This is a genomic window from Kitasatospora sp. NPDC093550 (assembly GCF_044764985.1).
Taxonomy (GTDB): Bacteria; Actinomycetota; Actinomycetes; order Streptomycetales; family Streptomycetaceae; genus Kitasatospora.
Genome location: NZ_JBIWJF010000043.1, coordinates 1 through 20,398, shown reverse-complemented (window position 1 = coordinate 20,398; position 20,398 = coordinate 1). Strand labels below are relative to the sequence as shown.

At 70.2% G+C, this 20,398-nt stretch carries 15 protein-coding genes; 8 read left to right on the top strand and 7 right to left on the bottom strand.

Annotated features, from left to right (window positions below; translation table 11 throughout):
• Positions 1-106 precede the first annotated feature (106 nt).
• The gene (locus ACIRD3_RS37525) at positions 107-703 is read left to right on the top strand and encodes a hypothetical protein (protein ID WP_402225824.1); all 597 of its coding nucleotides are present in this window, start codon (positions 107-109) and stop codon (positions 701-703) included.
• Entirely contained in the window at positions 697-1,659 is a 963-nt protein-coding gene (locus tag ACIRD3_RS37520) for an ATP/GTP-binding protein (protein WP_402225822.1), read from the top strand. Before ACIRD3_RS37525 ends, ACIRD3_RS37520 begins: the two co-directional genes overlap by 7 nt.
• A 57-nt stretch (positions 1,660-1,716) precedes the next feature.
• Here the strand turns inward: ACIRD3_RS37520 and cas6e are convergent, their stop codons facing one another.
• The 4 genes from cas6e to casA all read right to left on the bottom strand — a co-directional run bounded on the left by cas6e (position 1,717) and on the right by casA (position 6,634).
• Positions 1,717-2,490 carry a type I-E CRISPR-associated protein Cas6/Cse3/CasE gene (cas6e, locus tag ACIRD3_RS37515; protein WP_402225820.1) on the bottom strand — a complete coding sequence of 258 codons (774 nt, stop codon included), beginning with the start codon at positions 2,488-2,490 and terminating at the stop codon, positions 1,717-1,719.
• Between the two features lie 4 nt (positions 2,491-2,494).
• Entirely contained in the window at positions 2,495-3,352 is an 858-nt protein-coding gene (cas5e, locus tag ACIRD3_RS37510) for a type I-E CRISPR-associated protein Cas5/CasD (protein WP_402225819.1), read from the bottom strand.
• The gene (cas7e, locus tag ACIRD3_RS37505) at positions 3,352-4,491 is read right to left on the bottom strand and encodes a type I-E CRISPR-associated protein Cas7/Cse4/CasC (protein ID WP_402225816.1); all 1,140 of its coding nucleotides are present in this window, start codon (positions 4,489-4,491) and stop codon (positions 3,352-3,354) included. Before cas7e ends, cas5e begins: the two co-directional genes overlap by 1 nt.
• A 61-nt stretch (positions 4,492-4,552) precedes the next feature.
• Complete coding sequence (gene casA, locus ACIRD3_RS37500) at positions 4,553-6,634, bottom strand: type I-E CRISPR-associated protein Cse1/CasA (RefSeq protein WP_402225814.1); 2,082 nt, start codon at positions 6,632-6,634, stop codon at positions 4,553-4,555.
• A 588-nt stretch (positions 6,635-7,222) separates the two neighbouring features.
• On the opposite strand from casA, the gene ACIRD3_RS37495 reads away from it, so the two are divergent.
• From ACIRD3_RS37495 to ACIRD3_RS37485, 3 genes are all read left to right on the top strand, one after another.
• Entirely contained in the window at positions 7,223-7,771 is a 549-nt protein-coding gene (locus ACIRD3_RS37495) for a hypothetical protein (protein ID WP_402225813.1), read from the top strand.
• Between the two features lie 1,292 nt (positions 7,772-9,063).
• Positions 9,064-9,573 carry a MarR family transcriptional regulator gene (locus ACIRD3_RS37490; RefSeq protein WP_402225811.1) on the top strand — a complete coding sequence of 170 codons (510 nt, stop codon included), beginning with the start codon at positions 9,064-9,066 and terminating at the stop codon, positions 9,571-9,573.
• A gap of 11 nt (positions 9,574-9,584) precedes the next feature.
• Entirely contained in the window at positions 9,585-9,992 is a 408-nt protein-coding gene (locus ACIRD3_RS37485) for a hypothetical protein (protein WP_380347683.1), read from the top strand.
• A 250-nt stretch (positions 9,993-10,242) separates the two neighbouring features.
• Here the strand turns inward: ACIRD3_RS37485 and ACIRD3_RS37480 are convergent, their stop codons facing one another.
• A complete protein-coding gene (locus ACIRD3_RS37480; RefSeq protein ID WP_402225809.1) occupies positions 10,243-11,469 on the bottom strand; it encodes a ParB/RepB/Spo0J family partition protein in 1,227 nt (408 codons plus the stop codon).
• Positions 11,466-12,665 (bottom strand): ParA family protein, encoded by a 1,200-nt coding sequence (locus ACIRD3_RS37475; protein WP_402225806.1) that lies wholly within the window; start codon positions 12,663-12,665, stop codon positions 11,466-11,468. The genes ACIRD3_RS37480 and ACIRD3_RS37475 overlap by 4 nt, the downstream gene beginning before the upstream one ends.
• A 1,678-nt stretch (positions 12,666-14,343) precedes the next feature.
• On the opposite strand from ACIRD3_RS37475, the gene ACIRD3_RS37470 reads away from it, so the two are divergent.
• The 3 genes from ACIRD3_RS37470 (at position 14,344) to ACIRD3_RS37460 (ending at position 16,922) form a co-directional block, all read left to right on the top strand.
• Positions 14,344-14,931 (top strand): MarR family transcriptional regulator, encoded by a 588-nt coding sequence (locus ACIRD3_RS37470; protein ID WP_402225803.1) that lies wholly within the window; start codon positions 14,344-14,346, stop codon positions 14,929-14,931.
• A complete protein-coding gene (locus ACIRD3_RS37465) occupies positions 14,928-15,359 on the top strand; it encodes a MarR family transcriptional regulator (protein WP_402225801.1) in 432 nt (143 codons plus the stop codon). The genes ACIRD3_RS37470 and ACIRD3_RS37465 overlap by 4 nt, the downstream gene beginning before the upstream one ends.
• 534 nt (positions 15,360-15,893) lie before the next feature.
• Positions 15,894-16,922, top strand: coding sequence for a hypothetical protein (locus ACIRD3_RS37460; RefSeq protein WP_402225799.1), 1,029 nt, complete (start codon positions 15,894-15,896; stop codon positions 16,920-16,922).
• A 313-nt stretch (positions 16,923-17,235) separates the two neighbouring features.
• Here the strand turns inward: ACIRD3_RS37460 and ACIRD3_RS37455 are convergent, their stop codons facing one another.
• Positions 17,236-19,791 (bottom strand): Helicase associated domain protein, encoded by a 2,556-nt coding sequence (locus ACIRD3_RS37455; RefSeq protein WP_402225796.1) that lies wholly within the window; start codon positions 19,789-19,791, stop codon positions 17,236-17,238.
• Positions 19,792-20,398: the final 607 nt, after the last annotated feature.

Here is a 20,398-nt window from a genome sequence, read left to right as displayed (position 1 = left end):
TGACGAGAATTGCGGGACGCATGGGCAAGCCTGATGGTCCATCGGTCGCCATTGACGCGCACAACGGGGGGCGGAATTGTACGAGGGAACCAGCCCAGGCAGTCCGGTGGTGCTCCGCAAGGGGCCGGGCACCGTCCGACGGCCGCTCGCCGCCGCGCTGGTCGTCGGGATCGCCCTGACGATGAGCGCCTGCTCCGGCAAGGACCATGAGCCCGCTGCCCCGGCATCCCCGTCCGTCCCGGCGACACCGTCCCCGTCCGCCGCCACGTCGACCGCCGGCCCCGCGGGCAAGGACACGGCGGACGTCCTGGCGGCGTACCAGGCCTACACCGAGGCCAAGATCACCGCGATGACCACGGGCCAGGCGGACCCGGACAAGCTGCTCCGGGTCGCCACGGGCAGCGCCTACGACGGCCTGGCCGGCGACATCACCCGGGCCCAGCAGGCCGGCATCCTCTACAAGGGGACCGAGGTGACCCACCCGCAGGTGACGGCCGTGAACCTGTCCGATTCGCCGCACAAGGCGACCCTGACGGACTGCGTCGACGTCTCGAACTGGACGGCGGTGTTCTCCGCGTCCGGGAAGAACGCGGCGGCCACCGGGACGCCCGGCCGTCTGTACGTCGACGTCGAGGCGGTCCAGGCCGCCGGCGGCGCGTGGCTGATCAGCGCGTACTCCCCGGACCGGAGCCGCACGTGCTGAGGCGCCGGGCGGCGCTGCCGGTGGCCGCCGCTGTGGCCGTGGCCGCCGCCGTACTCCCCGCGTCCCCGGCCTCCGCCGACGCCGGACAGTGCCCGCCCGGCAGCGTGCTGACGGCGGACGTCTGCATCTCCGTCACCGACAACGGAGGCGGTGGATCGGGAGGCACGGGCTCCAGCGGAGGCACCGGCAACGGCGGCTCTGGCGGGAGCGGCACGCCTCAACCCTGCATCTTCAACGGGGTCACCGTCCCCTGCTCGAACGGGTGGGGCTGGTACAACTCGGAGGACGGCTGCTACTACCGGCTGCTCCAACCCCAGCCACCGGCGGGCGACCCGCTCTGGGAAGGCCATCAGCCGGGTGACGGCGCCGTCTACGGCCGTAGCTGCTACCTCGCGGCCGCCGGCGGTGGGATCGCCCAGGGGCCCTCGGGCGGAATCGGCTGGCGGGCGACTCCCCCGCCGGGCTTCGGAGGAGGCATCACACCGGCCACCCTGGCCCAGACGATCTTCGCGGCGATGTCGTTCGATGTGCCGGACATCGGTACCGCGCCGGACCGGGGTGGCAAGGGTGTGATCGGGATGCCGGTGTGGCTGTGGGCGAAGGCGTCCAAGACGAGCTGGGGCCCGTGGGTGGAGTCGAAGTCCGCCGGCGGACTGTCCGTGTCGGTCACCGCGAAGGTGACACGCATCGACTGGTCGATGGGCGACGGCGGGACACGCTCCTGCACCACGCCCGGGACGCCCTACTCCCCGGACCTGGGCGCCGCGACGTCCCCGGACTGCGGCTACCGCTACACCACCACCAGCGCCGGCAAACCCGGCGGCAAGTTCCCGGTCAGCGCCACCACCACCTGGACCGTCCACTGGGAAGGCGGAGGCCAGCAAGGCGACCTCCCCGCCATCACCAAGACCTCCACCACCGAACTCACCATCGGCGAAGTCCAAATCCTCAACTGAAACGGACCCTCGGACCGACGACCGGGTCCGGCCGGGCCGATGGCCGCCGGCCATCGGTCAGCTTGCCCCAGCCCGAAGCGGGGCGAGGGTGAGCAGGCCGCAGCCGTAGGCCTTGGAGGGGCCGACGCCGCCGAGGAGCACGGCTTGCAGGAGGCCGGGGTCGGTGATGCGCAGGCGGCCTTCGAAGGTGGCGGTGGTGAGGGTGACGGGGGTGCGGGTGCCGGGCTTGGTGAAGGTGCTGCGGCTGCGGTCGGTGATCCTCACCTCGCGGGCGGGTGGCGCGCCGGCCGGGGTGTGCGAGGCGGATGGTTCGAGGCCCGGTGCGGGGGTGTCGGTGTGTGCCTCGGGGACGGTGAAGCCCCAGCGGGTGGTGCGGTCCAGGAACCAGGTGAGCTGGTGGGCGGCGGTGCGGTGGGCCATGCGGTAGGAGCGGTGGCGCCGTTCGGCTTCGGTCCTGGTGCGGTGCGCGCCGGGCTTGTCGGGCGTGGAGGTGTTCTGGACGGGGCTGGCCTTGAGCCGGAAGGCGAACTCGCGGCCGGCGGCGAGCTGGGCGAGCAGGGGACTGTAGTCGCGGATCGCGTAGTGCTCGCCGTCGGCGTCGGGCCATCCGGCCTGTTCGACGAGGTGGGTCCAGTCGGGCTTGGAGGGGGTGAGGACCAGCAGCACGGGGCGGCGCGGGTGGTCGGCGTCCAGGCGCCACAGGACCCGGTCTCCGGGGGCGGTGTCGGGGATGCCGGCCAGGACGGCGCCGTGCAGAGCGCGGGGGTTGGCGAGCAGATTGCGGCTGGCCGCGCGCAGGGGGTTGATGCGGATGCGGGAGAGGTAGGTCATCGGGTCACCAGCCCAGCAGGGCGAACGGGTCGTGGCCGCCGGCCGCCGTGGCCGGCTGCCCGGTCCGGACTGACGGGGGCAGGCCGGTGGGGACGTTGAGCCAGGTGTGGCGGATCCGCCGGGTGGAGAAGCCGCGGTCGCGGGGGGCGAAGGAACGCGGGACGTCCTGCAGGGTGTCCTCACCGGAAGGGTCGTCGAAGGTCGCGGCCAGGTCGATCCGGTGCGGGGAGAAGGGCTCCGGGCCTCGCTGGGCCCGCCGCCGGTAGGCGTTCACGGTGGCGACGCCGGCTTGCCAGGGCTCGCCGGCCAGGACGTCCTCCAGCGGGGCGTGCCGCACCGCGCCGAGGGCGATCGGCTGGGTGGGGACGCAGGAGCGCCGGCCGAGGGCGAGCGGGAAGGCCGGGCGGCGGACGGCTTCGGCGAGTGTCGCGACGAGGCCGGCCGGGCCCTGGAGGGCGGCGAGGAACACCGCGTCCTGGAGGTAGTAGCGGTGGGTGACGTGGGTGTCCTTGGCCGGGGAGGTCGGCTTCTGCAGGCCCTTGGCGTTCACGCCGGCCTGCGGCAGCGGCCGGCCCCGGTAGTCGCTGACGGTGTGGTAGTCGCGCAGCAGGGTTCCGGGCTGGTCGACGCGCACGCCCAGGCGCAGGGCGACCAGGTCGGCGATGTCCGCTTCGCGCGGGCGGCCGGCGGCGGCCGCCAGCAGGCCGACGACGCCGGACTTGGTCGGCTGGGGCCGGGTGTCGCGGCGGTTGAAGGCGCTGCGGTCGCCCCAGGACTGGAGCGGGCCGGCCAGGCGCAGGACGAGGACCGCCTGCTCCTCATCCTGGTTCGGGGTCGGTGCGGGGGTGGGGTCGGCGGGCATCAGTTGTCGTTCACCCGCTCGGTGAGGGCGGTGCGCAGTCCGTCGCGCAGCTCGGCGAAGGTGCGGTTCGCGCCGAACGCCTCCGTCAGCTTCCGCCCGGTCTCCTCGGGGCCGGCGTCGAGGGTGTGGCAGATGCCGACGTGGATCGGGGTGTCGCCCCACTGCTCGGTGGCGGTGGCGAACTCGGCGGCGAGGCGGCGCGCGGACTCGGCGACGATGCCCTGGCTCGCCGGGACGGGGTTCTCGTAGGCGGAGACGAGGTTCACGGGCTGGTCGGCGCGGACGACGACGGCGACCAGACTGGGGCGGGTGCGGTGGGCGAAGGAGTTGCCGTAGCCCGTCGGGATGGAGCGGGTGAAGGAGTCGACGAACAGGTTGACGGCGTCGACCGCGGCCTTGTCGTCGCCGAGGTTGTCGCGCAGCTGGTGCAGGCCCACGGTGGCGTAGCGGTAGAGGGTGGCGGAGTTGAAGCCGATGGTGCCGATCATCCCGGCGCCGGTCTCATCGGTGGTGTTCTCGTCGTCGACCGCCGTGTAGTAGTCGAACTCGAGCTCGGCGGCGTGGGTGGAGATGGCGTGGGCGACCTGCGTCGCGGCGTCGACGTTCAGGCCCGGGACGTCGGCGACCATCCGCCCGAAGAGCGCGACGTCGGCCGGATGGCCGGTCTGCAGCCGCTCCTTGACCGGCAGGGCCTTGACCGCCTCCTCCAAAGCCTTCGCCTCGAGGGCGGCGAGGTCGGCGGCCGTACCGGCGACCAGGTCGACGATGCCGTCCAGCTGGCGGCGACCGTAGAACAGGAGGTAGGCGGTGTCGCCCTCCTTCTTGCCGGCGGAGATCCCGGTCGACTTGATCAGCGCGCCGGCGATCCGCTGCGCGTCCTCGGCCGCGATGCCGCCGCGCTCGGCGATGCCCTTGGCGAGCTGCGCGCCGATCCGCTTGGTGCGGGTGGCCAGGGTCTGCGGGTCGCGGCTCTCGGCGAAGTGGATGCGGGTGGCGCGCTTCCAGGCCTGCGACGAGACCCGGGAACGACGCTTGCCACCGAAGTAGGCCTCCTTGGGGTTGCCGTTGTCGTCCCGGTTGAGATTGGCCGGCGGGACGGTCTGCAGGATGTGCACGTCTATGAAAAGGCGATCGGTCATGCGCTTCTCCTCGAAGGGACGGTGGTCCGGTGGTGATGGGGGATGCCGGGGCTCCGGCCGCTCACCGAAGGTCGTCGCCCGCGGGCGTCCGGCCGTTCCACACCTGGTAGTCGAGGGCCCACCTGAGGCGGACCTGGGGACGCCGGTCCGTGTGGTGCCAGGCCTGGATGTCGGCCGCCAGGTGGTCGTGGTCCAGGGGCTGACCGGCGGTGCGGAGCTGGGTGACCAGGCCACGCAGGTGGACCAGTAGCGCGGACACGCTGGTCGCGCCGGCGAGCTGGGCGACCCGGGTGTCGAGGGCTTCCACGCTGACCTCGCCGCTGCGGCGCAGGGCCAGCAGGGCTTCGCCGAGCCTCACGCCGGGTCGGTGCATCGGCTCGGACCGGCCCCGCTGGTGGAGGTCGTGGAGGGCCTGCGTCGAGGGGTCGGCTTTCTGTCCGTCGGAGACCCCGTCGTGTCGCGCGAGGACGTCGTCGGCCTCGACGGTGAAGAGCGGCCACACCCCGGGGTGGTCCATGGCGGGACGGGGGAGGATGCCGTCGAGCCGACGCCGGAAGGCCGCCCCCGCGGTGCCGAGTTTGTAGGTCTGCGGTCTGCCGGACTTGTCGGCAGGGATGACGGTGCGGCCCGCGAAGGTGGTGGCGGGCGCGTCCAGCAGGAGTCCGTTCGCCGTGTCCCAGGCGTGGCGGTACGCCAGGTGCTCCCAGGCGAGCCTGCCGCGCTCCAGGACGTCGTCGTCGGTGCCGGCCGCACGGACGCCGGCGAGCAGGCGGCGCACCAGGGGGTCGAGGGTGTGCAGGAGGACTTCGCCGGGGCGTTGGCCCTTGTCCCAGGGGATGGGTTCCGCGCCGGCGGCCCGGCGCAGATCGGCGGAGAGGTTGTTGACGGCCTGGGCGAGCTGTTCTGCCTGTTCGGCCACGTCCAGGAGGAGTTGGTGGGCTTCGCTGTCCCGGTGGAGGGCGAGCAGGGGCAGCGGGATCGCGTCGTGGACGACGTCCTCGACGACGGAGGACTGGGTGCCGTAGACCACGCCGAAGGTCTCGATCCGCAGCGGGTAGTCGGCGGGCAGCTTGCCGATCTCCTGGAGAGCGCCGGCCTCGTCCAGGAGGGTGCTGGTCTCGAAGGAGCCGCCCGTGCTCTGGCGGGTGGACGCGAGGAGTGCGTCCAGGCCGCGCCAGACGGCCTTGCCCTGGGTGTGGCGGCGCGGTCTTCGCTCGTGCGGGGCCGAGGCGGACTTCTGGGCGGGTGCCGCGTAGGTCCAGGTGGTGTGCGGTTCCAGCGCGGGCGTCCGCGTGAGCCGGTCTCCGGCGCCGATGACCACCCGGGCGACCCGCAGGCGGCCGGCCTCGTCCTGATGCGGGACGAGGCGGATCCGCCGTGCCTGCCACGTCCACAGGTCGAGGAGGCCCTCGGCCTCACGGAGCTCCCATGCGGGGCCGTGCGGCCCGCGCTTCCACTGCGGCACGCCGAGGGCCTCGGGCTGCGTGACCGGGAGGTTCAGCAGGAGGGTCTCGTACAGGGTTCGCCCGGTGGGGATGACGACGCCGAGCTGGCCGAGCGGGCCGGTCGGGTTTCCGGTCGTCTTGCCCGCTTTGACGAGGGGATCGCCGACGACGCCGGTCTTGATCGCCGCCGTGTCCCAGCAGTGGGCGTGCACGAGCCAGTGCGCGGCCTGGGCCGGCGTCAGGTCGAGCGGGTCCGCGTCCGACCGGCTGGCGAACAGCGGGACGTTGTTGCCGCTCGCCGCGGTCGCCACGAGAGTGGCGGAACCCTTCGTCTCGCCCTTGGCCGTGCGCAGTCCCGCGACCTGCCCGAACGGTGCGACGGGATCGAAGAGGTCGAACTCCGCGCGGTGCGTCCCGAGATAGGCCCGGAGGCTGTCCAGTTCGGCCTCCGTGAACCGTCCTCGGCTGAGTCGGGCGCCTTTCTCCCGCGGTGTCCGGGGTACGCCGGTGGCGTCGGCGACGACAGGTAGCAGAACCTGGCGCAGGACGGCCGGCAGCTGGGTGGGGAACTCCACGGTCAGACCCTCGAGTTCGTGGGCCCCGGCGAGGGCCTCGGCGATCCCCACCGTCGTGGGGGAGCCGCCACCGACCGGCCGGACCGTCAGCCACGGTTCCTCGACAAGGCCGTACCCGGGCACCCGCCGTCCCTCCCCACTAGCCGTGTCGACTGATCCCACCTGATCGTGGCATCCCCGAGATCGGATCCGTCGCTCGGCCCCGGGTCCATGCCGTCCATGCCCCGGCCCTGCGGTTCGGGAAGTCCTGGAATCGAAAATTTGAACTGATCTGACGTACTCTGAGGTGCATCATCGCAGGTCGGGAAGTGACGTCCCAGATGTGCGGGATCTTCCAGTGGCCACGGCATGCCGAGTCCACGAGTCGTCGTCGGCCCCGCGTACGCGGGGATCGCCCCCCTCTACGAACGTCACAGCCTTCTCCCGTCCTGTCGGCCCCGCCTAGGCGGGGATGGTCCGACCGACCACTGGGCTGGCTGCAACGCAACAGTGTCGGCCCCGCCTACGCGGGGAGTGCCCCCATGAGGCCGGGCAGTGGGCCGTAGAGGTGTCGTCCCCACGCAGGTGGGGACGACCACCGGCCTCGGGCCGGGCTCCGGCATCCTGGCCCACGGCCCGGTGTCAGCACGCGGTGGTAGCCATGGATCCGTGGATACTACGGAATCGTTCCCGCCGTCCGTCGAGGTCGCGTTCAGACGTGGGTGCCAGGCCATGGCCGACATGGAGTGGGAACACGCCCGGCACCTGTTCGAGCAGGCGGTTGGCGGTTCGGGCTCGCAGATGCTGTGGCGGGTGGTCGAGGCATGCGGAGCGACCGCCGAAGCCGCTTTCTGGATGTGCCGAGCCGTTGCCTCGGAAAGCGATCCGGAGGGCATCAGCGTCGATCCGGGCGTGCTGTGCATCGAGAGCAACGGTCCCGGATCCGCCTTCCACCAAGACTTCACGATCGCCGTCGAGTCGGAGGACCCCGCTAGCGCGGTTGCCGCACTCACCGCTGCCGAGCCCCGACTGATGTGCGTGTTCGAGGACGGACGCGAACTCTCACCGGAAGAGGCCGAGGACGTCTGGGACGATGACCGTCCTCCCTACAGCCCCAGCTACGCCGCGGTCGACACCGAGGTCCCCTGCGTCCGCTTGGACTGCAAAGGCGGGGTCTACCCGCAGATGGCCCGCACCGCGCTACGCGTCGTGGCGGACGAACTGCGAAAGGCGGGAGTACAGCAGGCCCGTCTCTTCAGTCCGAACCGGTCGAACGACTAGGGCCACGACCGCCTGATCAGGGCACCGGTCAGGTCATCCTCCGCGATCGACCGCCAGGGCGGTACCAGGGCCTGGCCCTGGTACCGCCGCCAATATCCTCAGCATCGGCCCGATCTTCTTCGACGTCGTCCCCTTGACCGTCGCGTGAGCAAGCAGAGGCGGAACGCCTCACCTCGATCGCTTCCGTGGGCCGGGTACGGGTGGCAACTACCACGACGTTGCGGGCGACAGCAGACCGGGTGGTTGGTCGCGGCGCGCTCCGCTACCGCACCCTGGCCAGCGCCCGGATGCGCTGGACCATCCTTCGCTGCCGCCTGCCCTGCGCCGTCGGCCCGTCGTCAGGGCCGTGGCCGGCCCGGCCGTCGGCCCGTCGCCGCACCGGCCGGACCGTGGACGGTCCGGCCTGGGCAGTTGCCATGATCCAGACAGTTCCTCATAGCCCTGTGCAACCGACGGAATACGGCGTGGGGAGCAGGATCATCTGCTGCCGAGGCACCACGAGTGCTGAGCTTTGGGAGCTTCCGTCCTGTGCCTCGGCTACCGGGTACTACTCGTGGTCAGTGACGTCATGTCAGAGCATGGGTCGGCCAGGGCTGAGGGCACTTCCTGGTGCAGGACGTCGAGACAGAGACCCCGGTAGTGACCAAAGGCCACAGGAGCGGACGGTCACCTCTTTAGTAAGAGGGCGCGGGCCGAATATCCCCTCTGACCTGCTGGTTTGCAAATGCTTCTGTCTGTGTATAGCCGACACTTCAAGGATCGATCTGCCCCGTAGGCCCGGACACTAGCGGTCGAAACTTGCGCTTTCCTCGAAGATTCTAGCCGTGGAGGCGAAGTGGCGTTGTCGCGGAATGAGTCGAAAATGTCGTGAACCTGGGACAGTTCTGCCGATTATGTCGCCAACTCACGACAGAAACTTGCGCCTATCTCGAACTTTGCTTGTCGTCGACGAGAAGATTCCCATCGGGCCGCCCACCAGAGCGGCACGGCTGAGACTTCGAGGAAAACGCAAGTCTCGCCGGATGTGTCTTCCGAAGGTTCGAGCCGCCAACCCGGCGAATCGACACTCACGCTCCTGGATCCGCCGGTCCAGGGCTCGCCAAGTGACGCGTTCAGCGAACAGGACTTGCGATCCGCCGCACAAAAAGTTCGAGATACCCGCAAGTTAATGTAGTGTCAGCTCACCGACCCGAACGGAGGTACGCGTGAGAGCAGAACGACGGACCGCTCTTCCCAAGGCGACACCGGGGTACCGGACGGTCCGTTCTGCGGGAGAGCCCGAACTCATCAGCATGCTCGACCGGTTCGGCGAGCAACTGGCCATCGACATCGCGACGCAGCCGACCGTGGCCGCAGTCGAAGAAGTGACCGTCAAGTTCCGCCCACGGCGGGTGTCACACGACATGGCCGGTTCGATGGGCTACTCCCTGACGAGCAACTGGTTCCTGGCCAAGGTCCTCGCGCGGTGCATCGTGGCCCACCGGCTCAGCCCTGTGGAGGTCGCGGTCCTGCTCCACATGATGGGTTCCCAGAACCGCGGCACCATCGTTCAGACCCAGGTCGAGATGGCCTCCGAACTGGGGGTGGCACGCAGCAGCGTGAACAGCGCGATCGCCCGGCTCTGCGAGCTGAACTACATCCGCCGGCACAAGAGGCGCGGTCACTACGACGTGAACCCCCGGCTGTGCTTCCGCGGCAACGGCGACGAACAGAACGGCGTCCTCGCGCTTGTCCGAGCGGAAAAACTCGCCAGCGAGTTCCCCGATACCATCGGGCCTGACGACTTCGCCCGAGAGAGCTGAGGAGGACCACTATGGAGATCACCCCCTCCGGCGTGCTCGGCATGATCCCCCGACTCAAGCTGACCCCTTCCGCGATCGCGGTCCTGGGCATCATGTCCGACCTCCAGCTGCCCGGCGGCGAGGTCAACCACAGCCAGGTCGAGATGGCACAACGTCTCGGGATGCTCGAGTCGGCCGTCAGCCGCGGTATGAAGTGCCTCGTGGACCGGCACCTCGTCATCCGTAGCGGCGAGGGCCGGGGACACAGCTACCGGCTGCACCCGTTCATCGCCAAGTACAGCTCCGAGGCCGAGATGGAGGCCTCGTTGCGGGCCGCGGCGGTAGAGGTCCGGGAGGGTCGGCTGCCGGACATCGCCGCGCCCCTGTACCGCAAGCAGCCTCCGCGCGCCTCCGGACGCCCCAAGCTGGTCGCCGTCTGAAGCCGGTGTCCGGCCGGCCCGGCACACCCGGGGTGTAAACGCCGTTTACAAGGCCCCGGTCCTCCTCACACTGGGCCTCCACGCAAGGGAGGCGGTGTAGCTCCGGGCGCCGACTGCCACCCGGCGGCCGCGAACGGCCCCCACCACCCAGTCGAGGCAACCGTGCTCGGGCAATGGATCCACGACCTGCGACCCGACGGCCTGAGCATCCGGCGCGGTGCCCAGGCCGTCGGGTCGCAGGTCGTGCCGATCAGCTGCCGGGCACCCGCTCCGGCGCGTACTCCTCCAGCCGGTCCAGCACCTTGGTGACGACGACCCTCAGCTCATCGGGCTGAAGGAAATGACAGAGCCAGGTCGTCACTCCCTCCAGATCACGCCAGTCAGGCACCCCGGCCCCGCCCGGCGAAACCGTTGCCCCGTCGACCTTCTGGGGCTGGCGCACCGGATCCGCCGAGAGTTCCGCTGTCGAAGACGTGACTCGGTCGCGCTCATCGGAGCCGACGACCCGCTGGTCCGGCAGACCGGTGGTGTAAACGCCGTTTACACCCAGAGGCTGTTCCTGCGAAGCACCGGCCGACAGCTGAACCCCGGCCGCCGTGTAAACGGCGTTTACACCACCACCGGCGCCAGCGGTCCCGGCAGCCGGTGCCGAGGCACGATCGGCCGGCTTTTCCCCCGACGGACGCTCCGCGCGCTCCGCGCGCTCGGCCGCCCGCGCCCCCTTCGCGGCCTGCCTGTCCGCAGCCCTCTGCTTCGCGGCCTCGGCCCGTTCGAGCTGCTGCGCCGGGGTGATCTTCCCCGACCGCGCTTCGGCACCGATCCTGCGCGCATCCTCGACGGCCAGCTCTCCGGCCCCCGTCTGCTCCTGAAGCTCGGGGGAGAGATGAAGCAGGGCCAGCCGCTGTCCCACCCAGGCACGGGACTTGCCCAGCGCCCGCGCGACGGCGGCCTGATTGCCCGCGTAGACCGTGTCCAGCAGCTGCTCGATCGCCTGGGCCTCCTCGAACGGCGACACGTCCTCGCGGTGCGCGTTGGCGATCAGAGCTGCCTCGACCATGTCCGAGGCACGCGAGACCAGGTCATCGTTGAGGTCCACACGCAAGGTTTCGAGCCCGGCCCGCTGAGCGGCCCTCAGACGGCGATTACCGTCGAGCGCGACGAAGTCCGCTCCCCCGATCGCTTCCGCCTGATCGGGGTGCGCGTCGAGGAACGCCCCACGGCTCACCACGGTGACGGGGACGACCTGCCGACGCGTCAGGCTCTCCGCGAGCTCATCGATCGACTCGCTGTCGACGGTCTTCCGCGGGTTGAGCGGATTGAAGACGATCGAGGACACAGGCGCCGATGACGCACGCCGTACCCGGCCAGTGGCGTCCAGGGCCTCGCTGCGCGCCCGTACCTCGTCTCCCCGCGACACGCCCTGAGCGATCGCCCCGAAGGAACCGCCGCCACCCTGCAGCTTCTTGGCGATGCTCACGCCAGCCTCCGACGGATCTCGCGCATGCGCTGCGCCTGGATGGATGTGGGTGCGTACATGAGCAGAGGCTGCTTGAGGTGCACGGCCTCGCGCTGCTCCTTGAGATCGGGAACGACGGAGAGGACGGGCGGCGTGCCCAGGGACTGCCAGTTGCCGAGTGAGTGCGTGGCGACGTAGCCCTTGCGCTTGTCGAACTTGTTGACGACGAGGCCGAGCCGGTCGATGTCGACCTCGTAGTCCAGGCTGACGGTGCGGATCTGGCTGTCGAGCATGGCGTAGGCGTCGGCAGAGGAGTCCTCTGCCTCCACCGGGATGAGGACGCCGGACGTGCCGGCGGCCTCGTTCTTGCGACGGTGTCCGTAGTAGAGGCCGGCGTCCATCGCGAGGCCCAGGTTCGGCGGGGCGTCGATCACGATGACGTCGAAATGCTCTTCAAGCGGGGCGAGGGCACGCTGGAGGCTGGTCTCGCGGGGGCCGCGGACGGACCCGAGACGGGAGTCGAGCAGAAACGCGTCGAAACTCGAGGGCAGCAGGCTGAGACGTCCTTCGAAGTGGTCCGGCTCGATCTCCACCACCTGGTCCAGCAGGGAGCCGGCCACGCGGTCCCGGTCGACCATGTGCGTCACCAGGCTCTCCTCGCCCGGCGGGATCTGCTTGAAACCGAGCTGCGAGGTCAGGTGGCCCTGCGGGTCGTAGTCGACGAGCAAGGTACGCAGTCCCGGAAGCGCGGGCAGCTTCGACGCGCCCGTGCTGGCGGGCAGACCGAGCGCTATGGCCTGGCCCGTTCCGGCGGTGAGGGTGGTCTTGCCGACGCCGCCCTTCTGGTTGCAGACGACGATCCGCCGCGTGTACCGAGGGATCGCCAGCTCGGTGAGGGGGACGTTGTGCGAGTCGATCCAGACGCGAATGGCCTGGGCCAGGCCTTGCACGAAGGAGATCCCACGATCGGCGCAGTCGTCCTTGAACCCGTCGTACAGCCCAGTGGGCAGCCACGTGTTCCAGCTGTCCGCCCCGGCCGTGTCGACGGTCGGGTTGTCCACGGCCGGCCGGACACGCCACTGCTCGACGGCTTGGGCGACAGCGTCCTGCATGTCGATTCCGAGCTGTGCTGCCCGGGTCTTGAGTTCCTGGCGGAGGGCCACCGGCAGCTTCGACGCCACCTTTTCCCGACCGCCTCCAGGATTGTGAGACGTCATGGCGTCACCATAGTGGCGCCAGCGCGATTTAGGCACATCACGTGGCCGCATGTCCTCGGTCTTCGTCGTGCGCTCTCGTGTAAACGCCGTTTACACGAGAACCAGGGCGAAGCCCGCGACGCAACCGTTCGTATGCTCGCCCGTGCATCCGCCCGCTCACAGCGGCGTGCTGGCGTGTGGATGGTTGGTCATGCAGCGCTCCGCTACCGCACCCTGGCCAGCGCCTGGATACGCCGGACCATCCTTCGCTGCCGCCTGGACTGCGCCGTCGGCCCGTCGCCGCACCGGCCGGACCGCGACCGGCTCGGCCTGTCCAGTTGTCATTAAGAAAAGCGGTCGGTTCCCACGTTGGGCGGAGCCACCGATTAGGTCGACGCCACGCGACATCTCCCGAGGTGTGTCCATCTGATCATCCGGCCTGGCCCCCTGATTCCGGCTCACTGCGGGCCCGAGCACGCCGCGACACGTGTTTCGCACTCGCGCGCAACGTTCTTCGCACTGCTGCGAAGAACGTTGCGCGTGCTGTCGAGACCGGCAAAGGACCACGGTCTTGGGGCAGGCAGAGCGCGACAGCACCCGCGGGCAGGCGCCCCAGCGCCCCACCAGCGGAGATCGGGGTGGTGCCGGGTAGAGAGCACCCGCCCGGAGTGGGCCGGGCGGGCCCCAGGGGCGGCAGCAGCCGGTGTCGCGGTGGCAGTCGGTGATGCGGGCGGTGGCGACCACCATCAGTGTCAGAAGTTCAACCTTGCATGTGCGAGGGCCGGCCCGGGCCCGTCAGGAGCGACACTGCACCTGTCGGTCTGGCTCCACTGAAAGGGCCTACAGCCGACTTCTGGGCTGACCCCTCGATCTCCCCGCGTCGTCGGTGATCTACGTGCCTTGCCACCGCAGCCGGGCCCGGGCGGCAACCACGCCACGTTGCGGTCGACAGGAGCCGGATGGCGGGCCGCGGCGCGCTCCGCTACCGCACCCTGGCCAGCGCCCGGATGCGCTGGACCATCCTTCGCTGCCGCCTGGACTGCGCCGCCGGATCCGCCGTCAGGGCCGTGGCCGGCCCCGCCGTCGGCCCGTCGCCGCACCGGCCGGACCGTGGACGGTCCGGCCTGTCCAGTTGCCATAGAGGAGTCGGTGTGCCTGTACCGGGCGGAGCTACCTCCCGATCCGCCCCGCGCCGGTACCGGATTTGCCAGCCGCCTGAGCGGTTGCTGACGTCACCACCCACCTGACGACTTTGTTGACCAGGCGCGCGACCAGACACGAGGACGATGTTCCCGGAATGCGAATCGACCGGGGGTCCGGAAGCACAACGGAGGGTTCCCTGGGCCCCGGCCCCTGTTGCAGCCGGACCAGGACCCGGCTCGTAGGGAGGATCGAGGGGGAAGGGCCTCGGTTAGATGCGCACCCCGGTCACCGACCCCGGGTGAAGGCCCGCAGGACCGCCTGCCTTTACTACCTAAGAAAGGACATAGGCCCTGACCTGCAGTTTTACCGTTGCTAACGGCTGGTTTTCCAGACGTTGCCGCCAGAAAACCGGACGTTACGGCAGGGGCCTGAGAGAGAGCCGCTGCTCGACACGTTGCCGTGTGCCTGCGTTTTTCAGATCATGTCCAGTAGATTCATGCCTCTAAGGTCTGGTTTTCCGGAGCTAACGTCTGAAAAATCAGCCCTTAGGAACCTGATGGCGGACCGGTCGTTGAACTGGTTCCTGGACCGCGACGGCATGGTGAGGAGCAGCATGGCTCGCAGGGGCAACATCGCCCTGGTGAACCTGGACACGGGTGCGGTGCTGCCGGCGCCGAAGGCCCGGACTCCGCACACCATGGACGGGGGGTCCTACACCCTCAACGCTTACACGGACGATGCGCCGCTGTATTCCCTGGCGTTGTCGGGGGCGGAGTGGGCGACGATCGACTGGGTACGCTCGAACGGCGGGGCTGGCGCGGCGGTGAAGGTGACCGCCGCAGCGGTAGCGGAGGCGATCCTGGCGACGGAGACGACTGCGAAGACGGCGCTCGCCCGCCTGGTGAAGCTCAACGTGCTGCTCAAGACGAGCCCCCGGAGCCAGACCTACCAGCTGAACCCGCGCCGCTTCTGGGAAGGGTCAGGTGACGCTCAGGTGCAGGCGTGCCGGCGGCTGGACCCGCCGCCGATCACGCCCGATGCCAAGGCGATCGCCGCCGCGAAGAAGGCTGCCGAGAAGGCCGCCGCCAAGACGCCCGGACCACGCCGCACTGCTACGAGCGCGAAGAACGGAGGCACCCGATGAGCGCCGCCACCCACAGCCACCACGGCTTCGACCCGGACAGCCTCGGCATGCCGCCCGTCTACACGCTCAACCTGAGCGCCAGCCAGCGCAGCGTCCTGGAATGGCTCACCAGCCACGGTGCCGTGTTCGCTCCGATCACCGCAGACGTCGAGGAGATCGCCCACGACTGCGGGACCTCGACCTCCACCGCCTACGAGGCCCTGGCCCGGCTGGAAGCGCTTCAGCTGGTCGAGCACCCGGACCCAGGTAGCTACCGGGTCAACCCCCGCTTCTTCTTCGCCTCCAACCCTGAGATCCGCCGCCTGGTCGGCGAAGCGCTGGAGGCTCCGGAGATTACCCTCGATGCCCGAGCCGAAGGTCCCCGGAAGGTCGGCAACGTCGATGCCCGTCGTCGCCGCACTATCAAGGCGGTCCCTGACCAGGAGTAGGACCGACTGAGATCGTCACTGTCAGAGGCCCCTCGAAGGCGCCGCCTACCTGGAGGAGTTCGCTGCTCTCGCCCGCCGCTGGGCCGATCGGGAGCCGCAGCCCGAGGACCCGGAGCGGATCCGCCGCCTGGCTGTGGTGATCCAGGAGTTCACTTCCCAAGTCCGGAAGGACCGGGGCCGCAGATCCGAGGCCTGGGCCGCGTCGTTGAGTTCGGCACGCTGGAGGGGGCGCCGGCTGACCAGACTGACCGCTGCCGGCGTCTGAGCCCAGGCCCCGTACCTGCTGCCGCCTTACGCTCAGATCGCCCGGGAGGGTAGCCGGGCAGGGCTTCCAGGGCTGCTGCCGCGGAGGCGTGTGGGAGGCGGTCCGTTGACGGGGCCAGCCAGTTCGATCTCCCAGCGCCTGGTCGGCGCCGCCGGCTACGGCACGGACGAGCAGGGCCGCGTCTTCACCGCGCACGGCTGGGTCGTTTTCTGGTTGTTGCTGGTACTGGCTGGGACACGGCTGCTGCTGCGGTGGGTACCTATCGCAGGATGTGGCATGTCGACCAGGAGACAGATCTGCTCGGTCCGCGGCCTACCGAGGCTGTGCAGCGCGCGGATTACGACGCGGCAGCAACAGCTGTGGAGGCCTGGCGGACTGCCCGTCGTACAGAGCCCGGCAACACGCAGGAGAACGCGTCGGAGCGCCTGTCCGAGGCCTCAGCCGGAGCTGTTCCGCGTATCCCGCAGGAGCCGTCCGCTCCGGAGACCACCCCGGCTGTGTCACCGGCAGCAGCCGCCCTGTCGTGGCGTCAACGGCCTCACGGCAGGCTCAACGACACCGAGCTCCGTCAGGCCCTGCAGCAGACTCTGCTGGCCGCCAGGACCGCTCAGCAGGAGGCTCAGAACGGGGACAAGACCGTCGAGGCTCTGCGTGCCGCAGCCCGCCCAGGCGGGCTCGTCGAACAGCGGGTCGACGCTCTGCACGACCAGGTCCGGGCAATCGCTGCCCTGGACATGGCCGCCACCGAGGTACGCGCCCTGGAAACCAGCCACGCAGCGGCGGTAACCGAGCGCCAGGGCCTCGAAGAAGCCCTGGCAGCCACCGGGCGCCTCGGACGCCCCGCCCTGCGCGGAACGGACCGCGAACACGCCGAACAACGCCTCCGCGACATCGGCGGGGAACTGGAAAGGACACGCCGGCAACTCACCGATACCGCTACCCGCCAGGCCCGGTACGAGGCGCTCGCCGGAGACCCGGCCGCCCGTGAGCGGGCTCTGGCCCGCTGGGAGAGACTGGGTGGGACCCGGGAGACCGTCCTGGCGCAGGCCATCCAGGCCAACGACCGGCGTATCCGGCAGGCCGAAGCGGCCTCCGAGGGCTTCCGGACAACCAGCGCCCGTTTGCGGCCTCGTATCGCCTCTCTGCGCGCCGAACAGGCCACCCGTGAGGCGATGACCCCGCAGGAACGGCGCGAGGAAGCCACCGAACGCGCCGTACGCGGCGGCCTGCGCCCGATCCCGACGACGTCCTCGCCGGAGTACCGGTCCCCCGGCCAGGAACCAGGCCAGGAACGCTGACCCGGGTCAGAAACCCCTGTTCCGGCACCACACGGCGGTGCCGGAACAGGGGCCCAAAACGGTTGTCCCACCCCTGACGCCTCCAGGGGGACCGGGAGCCGCACCGAAGACGGCCGACCATCCACCACACGAACGCGAAACCCCAGCCCGGACCAGGCAGGCAAGCCGCCACCTCTGTCCGCCGACACCTCTTCCTCGCGATGGCCTAGCCAGAGGCCCCAGCCCCAGCAGCCCACCACGTGCCATCCAGGCTGCCGGCCTGACATCCCTGGGAGGCAGCCGTTCACGTTGAAGGTTCCGGCCAAGCCCCGCGCTACGCCCACTGCACGCCGTGCTCGGCGAGCTGCCCGCGCTGCTCGGCCGACAGTTTGTCCCGGCGGGCTTTGGTGTTGTTGAGCCACGCGCCGAGCGCCAGCCCCTCACTCGTCTTGTACGGGCGTGGAACGCGGGCGTGGCCTTCCCGCTGCACGAACTGGGCGAGCGCGGCCAGGCCCTGCTGGAAGCGGTCCGCGCGGGACACCTTCGGCTTGGCCTCGGCGGCGGCTTTGGCGGCCACCAGCTCAGGGTCCTCGGCGATGCCGATCGCCGCGAGCAGGTCCCGCTGATCCGCCTCGAGCTCCGGCCAGCCGGCTCGCTGCGCCTTGACCCAGCGTCCGAGTTGCTCGCCCTCGAACACCGTGTCCGTCGGCAGCGTTGGCCAGTCGACCTGGCCGTCGGCCTCCAGCCACCACTGCCGCGCCACGCTGTACGCGCGCTGCCAGGTGATCGGCCAGACCGGGCACCACCACGGGTCGATCTCCTCCAACGCCCGCCGCCGCTCCGGGGCGAGCGCCCCCGGCTCCCCGGCCGGCACCTGGGCGGCGGCCCGCAGCTCCGCCAGCCACGTGCCGATCGCGTACCCGCCGACCGAGGCCCGCGCCGGCGCCGCCAAAGAGCCGCCGTGGCCCTTGGCCCAGACCCGGGCCCAGTCGAGGCCGGCCTCGAAGCGGGCGTCGGAGACGGACCAGATCATCCCGAGCTGGTCCAGCATCTCCACCCGGTGTCGCGCCAATTCACCAGCGGCATGTTCATTACGCCGGTCGGATAGCCATTTCCCGAGCGGGAAATTACCCTCTTCACCGGCCATCGCGGAATACGGGACGTCGAGTCCGCCGGTCTTCTCGTGCCACCGGCGGGCGTGGTTGATCCCTTCCCGCCAGAACTGGTTCTCACCGGTCAGCACGCGGGAGGCGATGAACAGCGCGAGCACGTTCTCGTCGACCGGCGTCTGGAACCGCACCGGTAGCGTGAACGCCCCCGCACCACCCGCACCGACCTCACCGGACCAGCTCCCACCAGGCCCGGGCACCGCCTCAGCGCCGCGCCCCTTGGTGCGCTTGCCGGACTTCTGCGGCACCGCGAGGGCCTCGACCACCTTGGCGTCGTGGCTGCGCAGCGCGGTCAGGACCTTGACCAGCGGGCCGTAGGAGTCGGACTCCAGGATGTCACCCGGTTCCTCGCCGGGCTTGAGGAAGACCGGCACGATCAGGCTGGCGGTCTTTCCTTCTCCGGGCTGCATGCGCAGGGCCCGGCCGATGGCCTGGACGATATCCACCATGCTGCCCCGACCCTGGAGGAGAACCGAATCCGCATTCGGCATGTCGACTCCCTCGCCCAGCACCCGGCAGTTGCTGAAGATCCGGAGCCTGAGACCGTCGTCCTCCTCGCCCTTCCCGAAGTCGCCGATGAGTTCCTTGCGGTAGTCGACATCGTGCTCGCCGGAGAGCCACTGCGCCCAGACCTCGGGCGGGTATTTCTGCGGGTTCTGGAGGTGCAGTTTCTCGGCAGTTTGGTTCAGCGTCTCGGAGAAGTAGCGGGCCTCGATCGTGCGGTTGTGGAACGTGATGCACCGCTGAAGGCCGCGCTCGGCCGCGGTCTTCAGCAGCCCGGCCTGAATGGCGGCGATCCGCTCGGCCGGCACCTCGTCCTCGCTGCCGTCCTCGGCCTCGCCGACGCCCGGCCCCCAGGGCACGCCCTGCCGCTCGGCGCCCTGGCGGTCGCCGAGGGGGTCGCGCAGTTCCAGGACCACGATCTCGAACGGCGCCAGCAACTTCCGGTCGATGGCCTCCGCCAGGCCCAGGGAGTACACGTGAGGGCCGTAGACCCGCTGGTCGTCCATGGATACCGCCAGCTCCTCCGGCAGCGGCTGATGGGCGTTCTCGCGCCGCTTCATGGCCTTGCTGGGCGGCACCCAGATCCGAGGGGTCGCGGTCATGTAGAGCCGGCGCTCCGCCGGGATCTCGCCCTGGTGGTGCACCACCGTCCAGGCCTTCTCGACACTGCCCGACGAGCGGTGCGCCTCGTCGCAGACCATCAGTGCGAGCGGGGGCAGCGGCTCGCCCTCGCGTGTCGCCCAGTACCCGTAGGCGTCGGCGACCGCGCCGACCGAGGTGTAGGTGGCGAACAGGGTGGTCGGCCGGTGGTGCTTCGCGGCGTGGGCCAGCCACATGGCGATCATCAGCGGGCTGGTGCTCGCCGTCACGCCGCGGGGCAGCTCGGAGTCGACCAGGGAGCACACCGCGTGCATGTCCCCGGATCGGCCCGTGGCCCGCCACGAACCGATCATCTGGACCAGGAGATCCAGCGTCGGCACCACGACCAGCACCACGCCCCTCGGCGCGAGCTTCTGTCCGGCCGCAGCCCCGACGTACGACTTGCCGGAGCCGGTGGCCATCTGCACGGTCACCCGCAGGCCGCTGGACGGCACCGGGTGTCCCGGACGGGGCGTCAGGCCCCGCACGATCGCCTCCAGGGCCTCCTCCTGGTGCCCGCGCAGCGAGATGCCGGAGGCGGACTGAGCGGCCATCAGGCCCGGCTTCACGACGTCCACGAAGACGTGTCTCCCCTTACCCATTCCCGAGCCCGCACCCGGGACCACGCGGGAAATGCTGACAGTGCCTTACTGATACATTCGACGAACCGGGACAGAAATCCAACGGCCGGAACACGAGCCCGATTGAAGCGGCTATCCGGCAGGACGTCAGTACCGGTCACGATTTCCCGCGAATACTCGAAATGCAGGGGCGAGCACCCCAGTCACGGCGGGTTCTCCTGACGGATGAAGACTGATACACCAAGGACCGTTGCTCACCTTTCCAGGGTAGCGCACCCCGACCCGCCGAGGGACACGAATCGTGGTCCAGACTTTGGACTAGACCAATCTGAGGGGAGTGAAGCCGACCCGCACACACCCCGGCGCGACCCCTCCCCCTAGTCAGCCCGCCTTAAAGGCCAGCCAACTTGCCTGCTCAGTGAAGTGATCAGACCTCAGCCCACCGGCACCACGGAGCGAAGCGGAGTGGCGCCGGCCCGAGCGCGAAGCGCCGGGCCCACCCGGGCGAAGCCCGGGTGCGGACACGCGGAGCGGGTCCGCCCACCGCCCGAAGGGCGGTGGCGAACGGAGGGCCGAAGGCCCGTAGGGACCCGCTCCGCGGGGG